At 48.1% G+C, this 18,823-nt stretch carries 13 protein-coding genes and 3 pseudogenes; 10 read left to right on the top strand and 6 right to left on the bottom strand.

Features of this window, described 5'->3' with window-relative positions; all coding sequences use genetic code 11:
- Positions 1 to 31 precede the first annotated feature (31 nt).
- Both ACO0KY_RS11735 and ACO0KY_RS11730 read right to left on the bottom strand, forming a co-directional pair.
- Positions 32 to 1,249 (bottom strand): acyltransferase family protein, encoded by a 1,218-nt coding sequence (locus ACO0KY_RS11735; RefSeq protein ID WP_423046242.1) that lies wholly within the window; start codon positions 1,247 to 1,249, stop codon positions 32 to 34.
- Positions 1,250 to 1,655: 406 nt separating this feature from the next.
- Positions 1,656 to 2,474: an alpha/beta fold hydrolase gene (locus tag ACO0KY_RS11730; protein ID WP_423046240.1), complete on the bottom strand. Its 819-nt coding sequence runs from the start codon at positions 2,472 to 2,474 to the stop codon at positions 1,656 to 1,658.
- A 147-nt stretch (positions 2,475 to 2,621) separates the two neighbouring features.
- Here ACO0KY_RS11730 and ACO0KY_RS11725 point away from each other — a divergent pair, with 147 nt between their 5' ends.
- Genes ACO0KY_RS11725 through ACO0KY_RS11710 form a run of 4 tightly spaced genes read left to right on the top strand, consistent with a single transcriptional unit; the run spans position 2,622 to position 7,541 of the window.
- Positions 2,622 to 4,124 carry an efflux transporter outer membrane subunit gene (locus ACO0KY_RS11725; protein ID WP_423046238.1) on the top strand — a complete coding sequence of 501 codons (1,503 nt, stop codon included), beginning with the start codon at positions 2,622 to 2,624 and terminating at the stop codon, positions 4,122 to 4,124.
- Positions 4,121 to 5,572, top strand: coding sequence for an efflux RND transporter periplasmic adaptor subunit (locus ACO0KY_RS11720; protein WP_423046236.1), 1,452 nt, complete (start codon positions 4,121 to 4,123; stop codon positions 5,570 to 5,572). The genes ACO0KY_RS11725 and ACO0KY_RS11720 overlap by 4 nt, the downstream gene beginning before the upstream one ends.
- Positions 5,569 to 6,315, top strand: coding sequence for an ABC transporter ATP-binding protein (locus ACO0KY_RS11715; RefSeq protein ID WP_423028656.1), 747 nt, complete (start codon positions 5,569 to 5,571; stop codon positions 6,313 to 6,315). The genes ACO0KY_RS11720 and ACO0KY_RS11715 overlap by 4 nt, the downstream gene beginning before the upstream one ends.
- Entirely contained in the window at positions 6,315 to 7,541 is a 1,227-nt protein-coding gene (locus tag ACO0KY_RS11710) for an ABC transporter permease (protein WP_186913006.1), read from the top strand. The genes ACO0KY_RS11715 and ACO0KY_RS11710 overlap by 1 nt, the downstream gene beginning before the upstream one ends.
- A 13-nt stretch (positions 7,542 to 7,554) precedes the next feature.
- Here ACO0KY_RS11710 and ACO0KY_RS11705 read toward each other — a convergent pair whose 3' ends face one another.
- Complete coding sequence (locus tag ACO0KY_RS11705) at positions 7,555 to 10,113, bottom strand: cation-translocating P-type ATPase (RefSeq protein WP_423046233.1); 2,559 nt, start codon at positions 10,111 to 10,113, stop codon at positions 7,555 to 7,557.
- A 592-nt stretch (positions 10,114 to 10,705) separates the two neighbouring features.
- On the opposite strand from ACO0KY_RS11705, the gene ACO0KY_RS11700 reads away from it, so the two are divergent.
- The 6 genes and pseudogenes from ACO0KY_RS11700 (at position 10,706) to ACO0KY_RS11675 (ending at position 15,390) form a co-directional block, all read left to right on the top strand.
- Positions 10,706 to 11,254, top strand: coding sequence for a hypothetical protein (locus ACO0KY_RS11700; RefSeq protein WP_423046231.1), 549 nt, complete (start codon positions 10,706 to 10,708; stop codon positions 11,252 to 11,254).
- 146 nt (positions 11,255 to 11,400) lie between these two features.
- A pseudogene (locus ACO0KY_RS11695) lies at positions 11,401 to 11,703 on the top strand (transposase); the annotation flags it as partial.
- 271 nt (positions 11,704 to 11,974) lie between these two features.
- Positions 11,975 to 13,342, top strand: a complete 1,368-nt coding sequence (gene yjjJ, locus ACO0KY_RS11690; RefSeq protein ID WP_423046229.1) for a type II toxin-antitoxin system HipA family toxin YjjJ — start codon at positions 11,975 to 11,977, stop codon at positions 13,340 to 13,342.
- 175 nt (positions 13,343 to 13,517) lie between these two features.
- Positions 13,518 to 13,721 (top strand): annotated as a pseudogene (locus tag ACO0KY_RS11685) (IS6 family transposase); the annotation flags it as partial.
- Between the two features lie 96 nt (positions 13,722 to 13,817).
- Positions 13,818 to 14,156, top strand: coding sequence for a hypothetical protein (locus ACO0KY_RS11680; RefSeq protein ID WP_422990452.1), 339 nt, complete (start codon positions 13,818 to 13,820; stop codon positions 14,154 to 14,156).
- A complete protein-coding gene (locus ACO0KY_RS11675; RefSeq protein ID WP_423046227.1) occupies positions 14,140 to 15,390 on the top strand; it encodes a type II toxin-antitoxin system HipA family toxin in 1,251 nt (416 codons plus the stop codon). Before ACO0KY_RS11680 ends, ACO0KY_RS11675 begins: the two co-directional genes overlap by 17 nt.
- Before the next feature lie 494 nt (positions 15,391 to 15,884).
- Here ACO0KY_RS11675 and ACO0KY_RS11670 read toward each other — a convergent pair whose 3' ends face one another.
- The 3 genes and pseudogenes from ACO0KY_RS11670 to ACO0KY_RS11660 form a co-directional block, all read right to left on the bottom strand.
- Positions 15,885 to 16,862, bottom strand: coding sequence for a hypothetical protein (locus ACO0KY_RS11670; protein ID WP_423046225.1), 978 nt, complete (start codon positions 16,860 to 16,862; stop codon positions 15,885 to 15,887).
- Positions 16,863 to 17,736: 874 nt separating this feature from the next.
- Positions 17,737 to 18,296, bottom strand: a pseudogene (locus ACO0KY_RS11665) (transposase); the annotation flags it as partial.
- A 109-nt stretch (positions 18,297 to 18,405) separates the two neighbouring features.
- Positions 18,406 to 18,813, bottom strand: coding sequence for a hypothetical protein (locus ACO0KY_RS11660; protein ID WP_423046223.1), 408 nt, complete (start codon positions 18,811 to 18,813; stop codon positions 18,406 to 18,408).
- Positions 18,814 to 18,823: the final 10 nt, after the last annotated feature.

Below are 18,823 nucleotides of genomic sequence, written 5' to 3'. Positions count from 1 at the left end.
ACTGAGTTAAACACTCCACACTATCGCATATTTAATTTTGCGGTGACGATGTCGATGTAAGACCAGAAATAGAAGCAGAATTCATGATCGCATGGTTGTGCATTGCATCAGCCATGCGTGAAGAGGTAGCGGGAAAAAACTTCGCCCGCAAATTCATAAACGGCGTTTCGACCAGTCGATATAGCAACCAACCACCGACAATAGCGACGCCCATCACAATGCTGATACCAAGCGGTGCATTGAAATCGATATTCCAGGCTTTGAGTGGTGCGACCAACAGCTTAAAAATCGGCTTATGTGCAAGGTAAATCGCGTACGACCACAAGGCCAGACGCTCTGCACCTGGTACACGAATCCTATGCAACAGCGATGTAGTGCTGAGTGCTGCCAACGTCAATAAGGCAAAACTCCAGGACAGCATGCTAAAGCCAAACGTCATCAGATAAAAATTAAAACCATCGACATCCGTTTGGAAATTATTCAACATCAGATATGCCATGATAACGAAAGCAGTCGCTCCAAGCGCCAGTAACAGGTTCCCCTGGCGGGTGATTTTTTCATATAACGCAGTATGATAATTCTTGAGCAAGGCAATGGCGACACCTGGTAGTAATTCGTCGAAGCGAGCGAAGCTGGAATAATAAATGCGTACCGCATAGTCCACGTCATTCATGGATTGCCGTCCATACTCTAACCAGGAATAGCCTCTGAAGCTCATGCCGGCAAGAATCGCAACAATCAGAATTCCCCACGCAAGTTTGAGCGATTTTTTATACCCGGCAATCATCACCGCCACCAGCGGCAGAATCACATAGAATTGTTCTTCAACACACAGCGACCACGAATGAGAAAATGTCTCACCAAAATGCAGACCTATATTTTGCGTGAAACTTAAAAATCGCCATATCGGGGCAGTTGCAGATCCTGCTAACTCAGCCGAAAACACGAAATACAGCGCCAGCACCACATAATAGTTGGGCAGCGTGCGCAATAAACGTCGTGCAAAAAACGTCTTCAGCGATAAACCTTCGCCCCGCGCAAAAGCAGAAATCACCTGATTGCCAATCAGATAGCCGCTCAGCACAAAGAACAAGTCCACCCCCATCCAGCCAATATCAGTCAGGAATCCAAACGTAGGTTTGTGGCTGACCACCACACCATAATGCGACATCAGCACCAAAGAAATGGCTAATGCGCGCAACGTATCGAGACCATTGAGCCTACTTACGGCGTTAAGACTATTGTTCATTTTTATAATTTTAGAAAAACGGAGGGGGGAATGTTGCCCTAGATAACTGAAAGAGTAAGTGCGATAATGTAATGCTTTTCTGGCAAGCGTAGTAAAGAATTTGAAGCGTCTTGCTTCAAATTTATACTTTCATTTTCACACTAAAGATAGAGTTTGCTTACATTGTAAAGCAACGCAAGAGTAAGGCCCCCGGATAGACACTAGCATCACCATAAACATTACCTGATGATCAAAAAAAGAATCACCGGATTATTGCTCACTTTACCAAGTTTGATCGCGCCGGTACGTAACTCGTAAAATCCGCCGAAAATTAAAGCGATTCCAAATAAAGACTTAAGCAATGGAGAACGCAGCCGCGATTCATCTTCTGGATTAGTGGTAAGTTTTTTAAAAAAATTTATTCATGTTAATGCTTTAAAGTGAACGCCTTAATTGCGTCGATAACCGCCTGCGGCTGATCCTTCTGTATATAGTGCCCGCTATGTCCTATTGCCTGTATATGGTCAACGCCAACCAGCGAAAGCCAATCGTTCTGGTGGCGCAAAGTCATTGTTGAAAAATCCCCCGACTCCTCCAACTTGAACTCGGTTCTGACCAGAACCCGTGCGGGAACAGTCAGTGCCTGCTCCAGATGCAGACGATCCATACACAGGTTACTCTCGTCTAATTCTCTTTTCTCGACGGCGCTGAACAAAGTATTGCGGATCACACGCATCACAGCAAATGAATTTGGAGCCTCGCTTTGCATGAGCTGCAAGTGCATGGGCAAAGTCGCATCAACCAAAACGATGCCAGCGACTTCGTCCGGATACAACTTCGCAAACGCAAATTGATAAAGGCCACCCAATGAATGGCCGACCAACAGATAAGGAGGTTGAAATCCAGCATCATGAAGTAACTGACGTTCTTCCTCTGCAATAGCGCAGGGGTCGCGCGCACGATCCGTCGACTTACTTGCGCCATAACCGGGCCGGTCGTAGGCAAATACCCGATGGTCACGTGCTATCACAGGCAGAACTTGTTGCCAGACATGGCGATTGTCGCCGAGACCCGACTGAAATACTACGGTGGGAGCTCCTTGGCCGAGTGTCGTGTAAGACATGTCATTCAATTGAGATGAGTTGGCCTGATCGATATACAAGCCTGAACATCCCGTACTAGAAAGTATCAAGAAGACAGCAGCGATGCTTAAGGTGAAACGCCACATAAAGGTCGGTTTATGCATCGTATTTCCTTTCTGCGTTTTGTAAAAAAGTCAGCCAATTAAGAGGTGCCCTATCAAGACAAACCCTTGTCTAAGTTCGTTGCCGAACAGACGCCGCGAGGTCATTTGCGGAATCTGTAAACCAGAAAAAAAACTGAGGCACAACAGATGTCGGATATCAAAATCAAAAACTATTTTAACTCACGTTTGTGGTCGGAACGGTTTGGCTTTTCAGCGTTTTTTATCTCTTTATCGACACTTTACGGATGCGCTTCCTCCACCATTTCTGCTCCTGAATCCGGACTTTCATTTGCAATACCAAGAACTTGGTCAGCGCCAACGGTGACGGGTAACGATACGTTAATACAGTGGTGGCTAAAGTTTCATGATCCGCTACTTGACATGCTGGTGAGCCAATCTCTTAACAACAATCTGACGATAAAGACCGCCCAGACGGCGCTGCGTCAGGCCTGGGCACAGCGTGACATTGCAGCAGCGGCACTACAGCCAACGCTGAATGGATCTGCTTCAGCGCAACGCAACAGATCAAATGGCATTGGTAGTAGCAATTTATTTCAAGTAGATGCCACAGGGAATTGGGTGCCAGATATTTTTGGCGCTGCACGCAGTGGCCGAAATGCCGCTGAAAATGCTGCGCTATCGAGTAATGCCAGTCTTGGTGACACGCAGGTAATGATTGCAGCCGAAGTGGGATTGACCTACATCAGCCTGCGCGACGCCCAGACCCGCTTTGCCATTGCACAAGAAAATCTGACGAATCAGGAAGAGACACTGCGCATTACACAATGGCGCCAGCAAGCTGGATTGGTGACGGCGCTTGAAGTGGAACAGGCACGTGCCGCTGTTGAGCAGACCAGAGCTACGCTGCCGTTATTACAAATTGCCATTTCACAGAACCAACATGCCTTGGCACTGTTAACCGGGCAGCCACCAGCAATCCTGGAAACAATATTATCGACAGTACAAGCGGTACCACAGGCGGACAGCGAGCTGCCGATCAATATACCTGCGGAAGTTTTGCGCCAACGCGCCGATATAAAAGCGGCTGAATACAATGTTTTAGCAGCCAGGGAACGTATCAATCAGGCAGAAGCAGCACGCCTGCCTGGCTTTTCTCTGGGTGGCTCAATTGGTCTGAGTGCCTTGAGTACTGGCATGCTTACAAATGGATCGTCGGTGATCAGTTCATTGATTGCCGGGGTAAGCCTACCAATCTTTGATGGTGGAGCAAGACGCGCTCAGGTAGCGCTCCAACAAGCCGTATCCGATCAGGCACAACTAGCGTATGAAACCGCCGTGCTGACTGCCCTGTCCGATGTAGAAAACGCCTTGCTTGCGTTAAACAACGACCAGCAGCGCCTGCGCAGTCTGGGCATTGCCAGCGAATCCGCCGCCAGTGCATCACATCTGGCAAACCAGCGCTACAGCAGTGGGCTGGTTGATTTTCAGGTGGTATTGCAAACCGAGTTGACCCAACTCCTTACTCAGGATGCGTTTGCCAGCGCCAATGCGCTTGTCAGCAGCGATCAGATTCGACTTTACAAGGCACTCGGTGGTGGATGGCAAGCTAACAGTGAGAAGAATATTGTAAAAAACATGGCACCTGAAATACCAACAATAAATCAGTCTACTTTGATCGCAACGCCATGAAACCTTCCTTTCCAGTTATAAACCTGGCGCCGGATGATGCTCTGCTGTTAGCGGCGCCATCGACGAATAAAACCGCACCCGAAAAGGCATTGGGAAAGACTGTTCCAGTTGCACCTGAAGCACCTGATGCACCTGCTACCCCAACAGCATCAACGCCATCGCCTAAAGCGTCAGCGACGATAGATATCAACACGCTGCTTAACGAGCCGGGTTTAAAGCACTGGTATCTTCGTCCCTTGGTCTGGTCTGGCACATTGCTGGTGATCGTCATTGCAGGCATGATTTGGTGGTGGATGGCACGTAATGCGCAAAACGCGCTACCGGTCTACAACACCCAAGCAGCGACGCGTGGCAACATCACCTTGACCGTGACTGCCAACGGTACGCTACAACCTATTCGTTCAATTAACATTGGTAGTGAACTTTCTGGCACTGTGCTCAAGGTCAATGTTGATGTCAACGATATCGTTAAAAAGGGCGAAGTGCTGCTGGTGCTCGATCCGGCGAAACTGAATGACCAGATTTTGCGCTCCACTGCCACGCTGGATGCGGCGAAATCCAAAGTTGAACAGACTTCGGCCACGGTCAGAGAAGCCACAGCAAGTATGAATCGGCTCAATGAGGTCGCCACCCTCTCGGCAGGTAAAGTGCCCTCCAAAGCCGAACTCGATACCGGCCGTGCAACGCTGGATCGCGCCAAAGCCGACGATCTCAGTGCGCAGGCCGGTGTGAATGATGCGAAAGCCGCTCTGTCAACTGATCAGATCACACTGTCCAAGGCCTCCATCAAAGCCCCTGCTGACGGCATCATACTGACCCGCACCGTCGATCCCGGCAACGCGGTAGCAGCCTCGTTACAAGCCGTCACGCTGTTCACGTTAGCTGACGATCTGAGCAAACTACGTCTGTGGGTATATGTTGATGAAGCCGACGTCGGCGCCGTCAAGGTCGGGCAGAATGCGACGTTCACCGTCAGCGCTTATCTGAGCCGTAAATTCCCGGCCAAAATCACCCGCGTTGGCTTTGGCTCTACCATTACCGATGCTGTTGTCACTTACCTCACATATCTTGATGTCGACAACACCGATATGAGTCTGCGCCCGGGAATGACGGCAACAGCTTCGATTATCGCCGCGCAGCGCAATAACGTGTTGCTGGTTCCAAACACGGCATTGCGCTTCATGCCAGGCACCGCGTCAAGCGCAACCAAACCTGGCATGGCGTCGAGTCTGATTCCACACATTCCAGGCAACACCAATCGCAAGTCAGCCGCGGCTGGTGCCAGCACGGCACTCGCCAAGCAATTATGGGTGCTGCGTGACAAAGTAGCAGTTGCTGTAGCGGTCACACCGGGCATCAGCGACGGTCATATGACAGAAATCACAGGCGGTGATTTGCAGGCGGGCATGCTGGTCATTACCGATCAAACTAGTACCAAAGCTAAATGAACAGCGCCACTCCCCTTATCAGTTTGCGTGGCGTGACCAAGCGCTACGGCAGTGGTGCGGCCGAATTGATGGCATTAAAGGGAATCGACCTCGATATTCAAGCAGGAGAATTTGTCGCCATCAGTGGCCCCAGTGGCTCTGGCAAATCGACTGTAATGAATATTCTGGGATGCCTCGATACACCGAGTAGCGGGCAGTATCTATTCAAAGGTGCCCATGTTGAAGCGCTGTCACGCGACCAGCGCGCGCGCCTGCGCCGCCAGTATCTTGGTTTTGTCTTTCAGGGATTTAATCTGCTTGCCCGCACCTCTGCGCAGGAAAACGTTGAACTACCGTTACTGTACCGTGGTGATAGCGCCAGCGTGCGCCGGGCTGCTGCAACGGTGGCGCTTCAGTCCGTTGGGCTCGGCGGTTGGGAAAGCCATACCCCATCCGAATTATCTGGTGGCCAACAACAACGCGTCGCCATCGCTCGCGCTATTGTCACCCAACCGGATGTGGTACTAGCAGATGAACCCACCGGCAATCTCGATACTCAGCGCAGCCATGAAATCATGGGATTGCTGATGGCACTCAACCGTGATCACGGTATTACGGTACTCATGGTAACGCACGAACCTGACATGGCAGCCTATGCGCGCCGCATGGTGATGTTCGTTGATGGGCGCATCGCCAGGGATGAAATTAATCCGCATCCAGCGACAGCGGCACCACCATCCCTGAATCCCAACGAAAGCACCTGATGCTGTTTTCCGTATTCATCCTCGCACTACGGTCGGTGCAGCGCAACTTGCTGCGCTCGTTTCTGACTATTTTAGGTATCGTCATTGGCGTATCCGCCGTCATTACGATGGTGACGCTGGGTAATGGCGCGACGCAAGCGATCAATACCCAAATATCCAGTCTGGGGGCGAATCTGTTGATTGTCAGCCCCGGTCAACGCGGGCCCGGTGGCGGTGGTTCGGGAGCAGGCAGTGCTGGCATTCCTCACTTTACGGATGCCGATGCTGACGCGATTGCCGCGCAGATCGGTGGCGTAGCACAAGTAGCGCCTTTAGGCCGTGCCAGCGTCACCGTCATTGCGAACGGCCGCAACTGGATTACCAGTGTATCTGGCAGCACCAATGAATGGTTCAAAACCGGCAACTGGACGCTGGCCAGCGGACGCGAATTCGATCCGGATGAACAACGCGCAGGGTCCGCCGTGTGCATCATCGGTGAAACAGTACGTCGCGAAATTTTTGGTGGCACGCCGGGCAAAACAGGCTTAGGAGAATTATTGCGTGTCAAACAATTTTCCTGCAACGTCATCGGCATTTTAGGTAGCAAGGGACAGAGCGGCATGGGTGATCAGGATGATACCGTGGTGGTGCCATTAAATACGCTACAGCGCCGTGTAACAGGGTCACACCGGGTCGATATGTTGATGGTCTCCATGCAAGAAAACGCCGATAGCGCGCCACTCAAAGCAAGCCTGCGTCAGCTCATGCGCGAGCGCCGGAAATTGGCTGAGCACGATGATGACAACTTTAATATTTTCGATACGCAACAGCTCGCCGAAACACTCTCCAGCACCATGGGTGTGCTGACCAGCCTGCTGGGTGCCGTGGCTGCAGTGAGTCTGTTGGTGGGTGGCATAGGAATTATGAACATCATGTTGGTCAGCGTCACCGAACGCACGCGTGAAATCGGCCTGCGGCTTGCCGTCGGCGCACTGGAAAAGGAAGTGCTTTTGCAGTTTCTGATTGAAGCCATGGTGCTATCGGCGCTCGGCGGCTTAGTAGGTGTCGTGATCGCCACTATCGCTTCGTATTTTCTGGCAGGGCTGATGAAGGTGCCTTACGCATTTGATCCCACCATCAATCTGCTTTCATTGGTATTCTCAGCGGGCATTGGAATACTTTTCGGCTATTTTCCAGCACGCAATGCCGCTCGCATGGATCCTATCGTTGCACTACGACATGAGTAATTTTTACTCCGCCTCAGGCTGAATCTTGAACCGCCTTGGCACGGATGAATTGATGACAAAACACAAGTAGCCCGCTGACTGCCGCAATCGTCACACACAAATACCCCAGCGGTGGTGCATCGAAGCGAAACAATGCGCTCATGTATGGCACATACAATGCCAGCCCCAACATCAACAACGCGAACCCAACCACACTCCACAACGCCGGGTTATGCAATCGCACCGATTGCAGTAACGACAATGACCACGAACGATTGATCAAAATCAGCCAGATATCGCCGACAATCATGCCACTAAAAGTCAGCGCACGTGCTTGAGCAACAGTCAATCCAGCCCATTGCGCCGACAGATAAACCGCCAGCAATACCAATAACAAAATCACACCTTGTTTTAACCCCAGTATCAACAATTCAGCATTAAATATTTTTTGATCGGTGCGTCGAGGAGGTCTGTTCATGACATCAGCTTCTTCCGGTTCCGCTTCAAAAACGATAGAACAAGTCGGATCGATCATCAGTTCAAAAAAAACGATATGCACAGGGAGCAAGATCAATGGCCATCCCATCATGACTGGCAGCATCGACATGCCAGCAATCGGGATATGGGCAGCAACCACGAACACAACTGCCTTGCGGATATTATCGACAATACGCCTGCCGAGCGCGACGGCAGCGACAATGGCATTAAAATCGTCATCCAACAGCACCAGTGCTGCCGACTCGCGCGCGACGTCGGTGCCGCGCCCGCCCATCGCGATGCCAATATGTGCCGCCTTGAGTGCGGGTGCATCGTTGACGCCGTCACCGGTCATTGCAACGACTTCACCGTTGGCTTTAAGTGCTGTGACCAATCGCAGTTTTTGTTGCGGTTGTAAGCGGCAAAACACATTGACCTGCGCCAAGCGCTTTTGCAGTTCCACATCGTCAAGCGTATCGAGATCCGCTCCTGTCATGACGGCACTGCCATTGGCGATACCGCATTGGCGGGCAATACTCGTCGCAGTGGCCGGATAATCACCGGTCATCATCACGACACGAATACCCGCCGTATGACATTGTGAGATTGCCGCACTGACGCTGGGTCGAAGCGGATCAGCCAGCGCGATCAAACCAAGAAACTTGAACTCAAAATCATGCTGAATATCTGGCAGCGCATGTTGCTGAAAACTCGCTTTAGCGACCGCCAGGACGCGCAATCCCTGATCTGCGACCTGATCGACCTGTGCGTTAATTCGCCGCGTCTCATCGTCTGATAAATGGCACAAATCAATAATCGCTTCCGGCGCCCCCTTAGCAGCAATCACATAATCGACGCGATCAGGAGAATGCCAGACCCGCGACATCGCCAGCAATTGCGGCGACAGCGGATATTCTTCCACCAATGTCCAAAGATCATGAATATGCTCCGTACCAGCGAGTGCGGTACGACCTGCTTCCTGAATCGCTTTTTCCATCGGATCAAAGGGGTCGCGTTGACTCGATAGCATAGAAAATTCCAGCGTTTCATGAAAAATTTCTAAAAAATCCGCCGGTGTTTTCAAGCTTGAATCACCAAAAACATAGGTCTGGTCTTCTACGACGATCTGCGCCAAAGCCATGCGATTTTGTGTCAAGGTACCCGTTTTATCAACGCACAATACGGTTGCAGCGCCCAGCATTTCAATCGCAGCAATGCGGCGTGTCAGCACTTGCTTTCTGGCGATCCGCCACGCACCAAGACCCAGAAAGATAGTCAAAATCAACGGCAACTCTGCTGGCAACAGTGACATCGCCATCGTCAAACCTGCCAGAATACCGTTCAGCCAATCGCCACGCGTAACGCCGTACCATATCGTCAGTACTAAAACCAGAACAATGCTGGAAACAGAAATAACTCTGACCGCATGCGCTGTCTCATTTTGCAAATGACTGGGTTCCGCTTCCAGCGTGAATAATGCTTTGCCAATACCACCAAGAACAGTTTTAGCACCGGTCGCCTCAACCCGCGCTTTCCCCTTACCCTGCACCACTAGCGTCCCCGAATACAGGTACGGGTGATCATCGCCGCCAGGTGCCGCAAATCTGGGCATCGCTTCGCTGCCGGGCACCTTGCGCACCGGGATGGATTCGCCGCTTAACAAGGACTCATCAATCGTCATGCCCAAGCTGTCGAGCAAAAATAAATCAGCCGGTACGCGATCACCTTCGGTCAAAAAAATGATATCGCCGCGTACGACTTCTCGACCAGGTATCCGCTTTTGCTCGCCATCGCGCAACACCAGTGCGTGTGGGCTGGACAAGTCACGCAATGCTTCCAACGCACGTTCACTCTTGCGTTCTTGTACAAAACTCATGCTCATAATGATTACCACTGAGCCCAACAAGATAGCGGCATCCTGCCTGCTGCCCAACAGCAGATAAATGCTGCCACAGGCGATGAGCAAGATAAACATCGGTTCACGCACGATAGCCCAGGCTATCCCCAGCAGTGAGCGCGGCCTCGCGGTTGGCAATTCATTCACCCCGTCACTGAGCAGACGACGCTGCGCTTCCGTTGTGCTAAGCCCTGTGAGTATGTTCGTGATATCTGGCATGTGGTTCCCGGCAATCTTGAAGTGTCTGAGAATCAAAACGCTATACAAATAGAGATGGTGCGTCTGTGCACTAACGCGCTGTTGGACAAGCCTGAGCGGAAGATTTGATGATGCTCACCTTCCACTCTGAAAAAAATCTATTAGACCCCTGAATGTGAACCGCTTTGCATTTTATGCATACTTTGTTGGTATATGTCTGCGCCGGGTGCCCATCATTCACCTCGGGCGATTTTTTTAACTGAGGTGAGCATCGTCGACGAACACAACTTGTTGCAGCCGCCCAAATTCATGCGGAACCAATACTAAAAATATTATTTTTTGGTACCGTACAGTGAGTATCATATTTCAAAAAAAACAATAATACAGTTTGAAGTGTCATTGCTTCCAAACAATTCCGAGTTAGTCCAATGATGAGAACAGTCATTGCTATTGCTGTCGCTCTGTTTTAATAAAGGTTATGCGAATGGACAAGCGACGGGCAGCTGCTGGGATTCACGATTGTTATCCAATGGTGTAAATAAAATTACAGCCATTTTTTCGGCTCTCGAAAGAGTTTATTTGCGGAGCAATTTTCTACTGGAGTTAATATTTTATGAAAAAGTTTTTTAGTATGTATGCTGCGTCTATATTTTTTTTGAGCGTATCAATGACAGCGATGAATAATGCAGAGGCACAATCCGAAACACAGCGTAATGGATTCTTTGCAGAAGAGCCTTTCAAATTCATAAAACAAGGATTTCTTGTTAAGGACAATGAGAAAAAAATTGTAGCAGAGATTAAAAGTGCGAGTACTTCGATTGCTCTATTTGCAATGGAATTAAGGACAGTTACAGCAAATTCTTCCAAAGATTCTCTGAAGCATGTACTACCCGATTCACGCGAGCAACTACGTTTACTTCCGGAAGCAAGCAATGGAACAGATCGGTATGTGTACTCAACTTTCTATTGCTGGAAATTGATCGCTCCCGACCAATTACAGGTACAGATAGAATGGGACGATATTACTACTCCGCAACGATATACAGACTCCTACGTATTCTTGAGAAAAGGCTCCGAATGGTATTTTTCTAGACACGGTGACTTAGTCCCTTTTCGCTACTCCCTTAAAGGCTATGAGTTCAAACACCCTTGTTTAAATTAAGGTTTTGTCGCACTAACTTTTAAGTTGTGACATCAGTCATGCTAACCGCTTTAAAAAAATGGCGATACGACATGCTTGATAGACGTTGTTGCACGGATGCGCAGCCAATCGAGTGAAGTGCCGATTTTGATAAATCGAAGCTGTTGATGCCCAATAAACATAACGCCAAAGGTCGGCACCATATCCCGAAAATGGAATACCAGGTGAAAAACTGGGCGGAGTATGACGCTGGACTGAGGCGGCGTGGTAATCTGACTTTATGGGTGACGGAAGAAGCGATGGCTGACTGGAGGGCGACGCCCCGGCTCACACCAGGTGGACAGGCTTTCTATTCTGATCTGGCGATAGAAACCGGGTTGATGTTACGTTTGGTATTTCACCTCCCGTTGCGCCAGACCGAGGGGCTAATGAATTCGGTTTTCGACTTGATGGGTGTTTCACTTGTAATTTGCAAACCGCCTCCTAAAATTTTTTTGGGTAAGGATTTATTGTCTAGAGCAATATCGGTGCAACAACGCACCCCCGTCTGGTCAATATTCGGTGCGCGTCAACAAACAACGCCGTTCCAATTCGATGCGTCGTATCTTCCGTAGCGCTTTTGTGATACGATAATTTCATTCGCAATACTATTCATTTTAGTATTCATTTTAGTATTCAAAAATTGAGTTTCTCCTATAGAAAAAAGCTGATTTTTTCTATTCATAGAATTTTGAAAACATCGTGGCTAAAATCCAAAAAATTGAAAGATTGCAACATTTTCTCAAGGTAGGACCTGCAAAAACGCCGTCCATTCTGAGAGAACTTGACATCAGTCAACCAACTTTCTCTCGTCAATGGGCAACTGTACGCGACGGGGTGGTGTTGGGGGCGGGTAAGGCGCGACAGTATGCTCTGAGACGTCACGTCCAGGGGGTCGATGTCCCTATTCCTATTTTCCGTGTATCCGAGGAGGGAGGGCTTGCACCCATTGGATACTTGGACGTTCTTCAAGGCGAGTTTTACGCCATGATTCCCTTGGAGGGGAGCGGTTATGGCGTGTTTAGGGGTATGCCATTTTTCACCCGAGACCTCCGTCCTCAAGGATTTTTGGGGCGCATGGAGCCGGGAAGAAACCGGGACTTGGATTTACCAGACAACATCCTACATTGGACGGATGAACAGGTATTGAAATACATTTCTCGGCGCAGTGAAAATGCAGCAGGAGACCTCATTCTAGGGAACGAGTCATATACTAGGTACATTGAGTCTTTTGCCACGCTAGAGAAGCAAGTTATACCGGCTAAGGAACGCGCTGTGCGTTACCCTGGGATGGCGGACGACTCCATGCAAGGCGAGCCTCCGGGCTCATCCGCAGGTGGCGAGCAGCCTAAGTTCACTGCCGTGATCCGTCGCGAAGATGATGGGATGTTGGTTGAGCACGTTATAGTTAAATTCTCTCCGCAAGTTGATACTCCTTCCGGACGACGTTGGGGAGACTTGCTCATATCTGAGCATTTGGCATTACAAGTTCTGGCGCGCAATGGTATCGCCGCAGCAAAAACCGCAATTCTCGAATTGGGTTCTCGGATTTTTTTGGAGGTTGTTCGGTTTGATCGAGTCGGGTTGAGAGGACGGCTTCCGATAGCTACTTTCTCCGCATTGGATGGTGATCTGGGGATGATGGATCAGAACTGGACAGCTGTCGCCCGTGAGCTTGGCCGACTCGGAGAGCTTTCTGGAAAAGACATTATTACCGTGGAAATACTCGACCTTTTCGGTTCATTCATCGGCAACACTGATAAGCACCATGGAAATATCGCAGTCTCATGGACATTTGAACGCAAGCACCGATTGCTGAATGCATATGACATGCTTCCAATGCTATATCGTCCCAATTCTCACGGTGAGATTATTGAACGAGACTGGCTACCAGTCTACATGGGTCGAGTGGAGTTGAGGCATCTATCGAAGTGTTATGATATGGCGCTTCAATTTTGGCAGGACGTAATCAACGATCCTCGTATATCTGAAGACTTCAAAAGGGTCGCGGATCGCCATGTGAAGGCTATCCAGCCATTTGCTCCCGCTGCGGGGGTTCTGTCGCAATAACTTTTTAAATAAAAAATTTTTTTGCTTCTTTCACATTTTTAATCAACGTAAATAACCATCAAACAGTCGGCTAAAAATATTTAAATGACAACCTATTCTTCTAGGTTCCGTCGCATTAACTTTTTAAAAGCGAAGTCGGTTAAGCTCAGCACCTTTTTTAAATTGGTACCAAGCCATGCTTGACGCGAAACGAATGCGATTTCCATTAGAAATGATAGCCGTCTGTATTCGTTGGTATGCAGCTTACCCATTCAGCTACCGCCATCTCGAAGAGACGATGCAAGAACGTGGCGCCTTTGTCGACCATTCCGCCATCAACCGCTGGGCAATCCGGTTTCTGCCTCTGATCGAAAAAACATTCAGAAAATATAAAAGCCCTTCGTTTCGTATCAAGCATGGCTTATCACTAAATCGATAAACCCTCATAAAAATCATATTATGCTCTATAATACATTTTTTATGAGGGGATTCACGTATGCCTAAAAAGCTCTTGAACGTGGATACGGTGCCAACTTTGGTACGGGAGCGACTGAGCACGTGGGGGCGCTGCATCCACACGCAACGCTTACGCCAGCGCATAACGGCAGCCGACTTGTGCGTGCGAATGAGTATTTCTGAGGCTACCTTGCGCCGTATGGAACGAGGCGACCCAGGTACAGCTGCTGGCGCTTACCTCGCTGCATTGTTGATTTTGGGCGTGTTTGAGGATGCTATACCTGTGCTAGCACCCGCCCTGTGGTCCGACGCTCCCCAACGTAGAGTAAAGCTCAGCCGACAAGAACGAGGAGGCGAAGTAGATGCTGAATACTTCTAAGCCCTTATTCATTTATTTGCAACGTCCAGACAATGGAGAGTGGGTCACGGTCGGACGCTATCTAGCTGGCCCCGTTGCAGGCTCGGGTAGATTCAAGTACGCCCCCAGTTATGTCGATGCAGGCCACACGTGGGCGATAGACCCGGTCAACTTGCCTTTCCGCCCGGAGGACGAGCGGCCAGCGACACGCTACAATGGTCTGCACGATGTCCTGCGAGATGCTTGTCCGGATTCATGGGGCCAGACGCTGCTTCGGCGCGAGCACAATCTGCCCGAAGACACGCTGCTGGCACGCTATCTGATTCTTTCTAATAATGCTGACCGCTGGGGTGCCCTCGCCGTAGGAACACAACCCACCCCCTCGGTGGCGCAGCTTTCCTACCCTAAGTTAATCCAGCTACCGCTACTGGTGCAAGAGCTGGCAGCTATGAGCGCGCAACGGCCGGCAGTTGACATCCGACTTCGCCGCCGCTTAGTACAGACTGCCAGTGTAGGGGGCGCTCGCCCCAAGGCGACCTTGCGCGACGATGAGGGGCAGTACTGGCTGGTCAAGCCTAGAATCGCCAGCGATATTGCTGACATACCTTGTCTCGAACATGTCGGCCAGCAATGGGGGGCGGCGAGTGGTTTGGATTTCGCGGCGACTGTTCTGCATCCTGCCGCCGAGGGAACCAGTGCGGTGCGCGTGCTGCGCTATGACCGAATTGGAGACCGGCGCTTGATGTGTGTTAGCGCAGCTTCGCTGCTACAGGCGGAGTATCCAGACAAATTAACGCAAACAGACCTTTGGAGCTATCCGCGTCTGGCGGAGGAACTGCGCATCATAGGAGCTCCTGTGGAAGACCGGCGCGAGCTGTTTGGGAGAATGGTCTTTAATGCAGTGTGCGGAAATGATGATGACCATGTCCGAAATCATGCAGTCGTGTACCAACACGAGCAACGACGCTGGCGTCTGGCACCGGCTTTCGATGTCGTACCGAATCCGGTTGAGACACCGCGGACATTGACGCTGCAGCTGTCAACCGGGCGTTTCGATATTTCTCGCTCGGCAGTACTGGCCGACGCCCGTCGTTTTGGTTTCGACAGCAGTGACGAGGCTAGTCGCTATCTTAATACACTACTGACGCGTATCAGTAAGGGTTTTGACCAGGTGGTTGCTCACTGGCTGGAGCCCGAATGGCAGGAGACGCTGCGGACGCGTATGCGGGAGAACATTGCGATCCTGGAGACCTAAGGTCGTTGGGTTAACCGGGCGATAGGTGGGGTTAATTTAGCGCTTACCCTTAATTTAACGATTTCGAGCATGATTGAATACGAAAAAAAGAATCGCGAACGCCTATCTACTTCTGGAAATATAAATTTTTTGAAAAACGCATAATACTGCTACGTTTTTTCTTGTTTACATTTCAGCTTACTAGGTAATGCAAAAATCAAAAAAATGTAAATAAGAAAAATGTCCTGTAAATCATAGACTTACAGGACATAGTTTACAGAATCAACTCTACTAGGTCTCAAAACGGTTATGAGCACTTTTTTCTGTAAATAGCCTTGCGTGTGAGTGAGTAAAACCGTTAATAAATCGAGAATCAAAGGCCAATTCGGCCGAAGTTATTTAAACTTTTCAGACCTTTAATTGACCAGTTAATTAAATCTATCGCCAGTGACTCCAATGCGCCTCTTGCAGTCCTATAAAATATTTTCAAATATACTTCAATAGACATTTAACCCTTAGGCTATTGGAAATCCAGAAAGTGCACCTGACAATTCATCATGCAAATCTCGAATTTTATTCACGTATGGGTCAACTACTCCGCTCCCCAAATCCTCTATAAAAGAACAGGCAGCGAACGATTTTGCTACTGATTCATATTCTTCAATCCACGCGTTACGCTTAGATGTGTGAATTGGTGCAATCGGCCAAGTTCCTGGACGTGGCTTCAAATGTGCCTCAATACCAATGCGCCAGGGCTTTGCAGTTAAACGCGCACGAAAGCATTTCTGATGCGCACACATTTTTATGTATAAAGGATCAGAGCCAATCTCGTTTAAGAACGATACGGCTCGCTGATCATCAGCGAGAAATGGCTGATGCATCACAATCACTCGAAATCCAGCGGGTGATCTGTATAGTCTCAAATTCCAATCTGGGTTGGCGGCAAGGAAGTTAACTATTTTTCTTTTTGCTATCTCAGCTACTCCCCCCTTACTTCGCAATTTTGCACGATTAAAAACGCCAGCTAAAGGTTTTCCTAAAAAGAGCGATAGAAAGGCGAGAGAAACTCCTAAAATTTTTGAATGAAATAAAACTGCGATTCCAATTGCACATAAAAATACGAATACGAAAGCGATTCGTAGTAACTGATGTGATGGAGACGTATTAAAGTCAATATCAGCAAATAATACGTTTGGCGTATTGAGGCACCTTGCACCATATGAATTCCGTGTAATGACCGCATCCCCGATTGTACTCACAATCTCTTCTCGAATTGGAACGCCATCCGCGCCGTTATATGGAATCCTAGGCTCATATCGCGCAAGCGTCTCGCCAGCCAAAAGCCGATTTAATGCATCAGACGCCCTCTGATTAGCGTTCTGTTGAGCCTCATCTTGATTAGTATTTGACCAGCCAAAGCGTCGAACTGTGACTTGCCGCCCATTTCGACGATCTTGCGCCCGACCATCAGCCCAATATTTTGGAACTATCATTTAAAAGCTCGTAAAAAATTACAGATTTAATCTAATTTAAAATTGGAAGTGAGCCTGAACGTCTTCGTTGTGCCAAAAAGCGTCTGTCAAAAAATCTTCTAACAACCTTCTGTCCATCACATTACCAATGTAAATAACCATCAAACAATAGACTAGAAATATTTAAATGACAACCCATTCTTCTGGGTTCCGTTGCATTAACTTTTTAAAAGCGAAATCGGTTATCGTTAACGATAAGGTGGGCGAACCTCTCACCTGTTGAAAATTTAGAGACCTTAACGGAATACGACATCGTTATTTACACTTTCAAAAGTTCTTACATAACTTGCGATATCAAAAGCAAATAAAAATGTAAATAAGAAAAAAGCCCGCAGTCATTGACGTACGGGCTTATTAATTACAAATTAAAGAAAGTTCTCGCTAGAACGGTTATGTATACCTGATAGTCATTTTGTAAATTTTAATTTCAAATAACGTGTTGATTTAAAATAACAAAATTTTTAAATGCTTATATTTTCAAACTACATTTTGTGTATTTTAAACTGAAAATGCATCAAATTCTTTACACTTTGCCTTATCAGCAATAAGACAATCTTGATCACTTGCACAATCCAAATTTATTTTTTATCTCTTCAAATCTGTTGCAGATTCGAGACTCTCAAATTTTAGAAAATTTTCTAACTTGAGTTTTAAACGATGCCAGTTTCCTGACTTGAAATTCATTGATATCAACTTTACGTTGTCTAAATCGTTTTTGTAGATCAAATGCAAAGTAAATTTAGACACCTGCCGTAGCTTATACAGCCAATATTCGGTGTGCGTCAACACATTTGAAGAAATGACCGCGACAACTCTTGTTGATTTCCCCAGGTACTGCCAATGGCTGCGGGTCTCTTGTTGGAAGTCGCTTTTTACCAATGCGTCGCCGGTTCATCTTTAGTCCACAATAAACGCGATAAACTCTCTTATGATTCCAGGTGTGGCCACGTCGCCTTATTAACTGAAAATACTTGCCAAATCCCCGTTCCGGAAAACGTTCTGCCAATTCCTGCAAAACTGCAATGATGTCGTCATCCGGTACCATCCGCCGCTGATAGCTCATGCTTGAACGTGAGAGTTGCATCGCTTTGCAAGCCTGACGCTGGCTAAGTCCAACCTCTTGCAGTTGTTTGACGAAATCCCGTTTCTGGTTCGGGGTTAGCGCTTTAAACCGATCACCTCTTTAAACGCATGGTTCTCTAACGATAAATCAGCAACCATCATTTTGAGCTTACGATTCTCTTCCTCCAAGTCTTTGAGGCGCTTTACGTCGGCTGCTTCCATACCGCCATATTTAGATTTCCATTGGTAATAAGTCGCTTCAGAAACACTATGTTCCCGACAAACATCTTTGACCAATCTACCAGCTTCAACTGCTTTCAATATTCCAATGATCTATGTCTCTGTAAATCTGCTCTTACGCATTTCTGTTCTCCTTTGGCATATAAGTTTGCCTCAAGAACTCTAGTTATGCATGGCTTGATTTTACGGGAGGGTTACAAATTTACTTTTTAATAATATGCCGAAAAGTACCATTTAAATCTTGCAAATATATCTGATGAGTATTGCGATTTACAACGAATGAAAGAACAAGCTCAAATTTTTCTTTTCTATCGACATAAACAGTTACACTATCAAAACAAACTCCATGATATTCAATTGGGCTATCTACTGCTTTTTCCAAATAAGCTACACGAAAAGGCTCTTGTATTCGGCTTTGCATATTTTTAAATTCTTCTGTTTTTTCAATTAGATTTCTTGCATTTTGAAATTTTTTATCTTCATATGCACACTTCAACAATGGATCGTGTGGTGCGACAACGATATCTTTCGAGTTCAAAACCTGCTCAAATATTTCACCGGAAATTGCTACGTTTCCCGGCAAAATCCAACAAGTTGCAAAAAAATACATTATGACACAT

This window comes from Undibacterium sp. Dicai25W (assembly GCF_049340505.1).
GTDB lineage: Bacteria > Pseudomonadota > Gammaproteobacteria > Burkholderiales > Burkholderiaceae_D > Undibacterium > Undibacterium jejuense.
The sequence above is the reverse complement of the archived record's forward strand: the minus strand, read 5'-3'. Positions and strand labels throughout refer to the sequence as shown.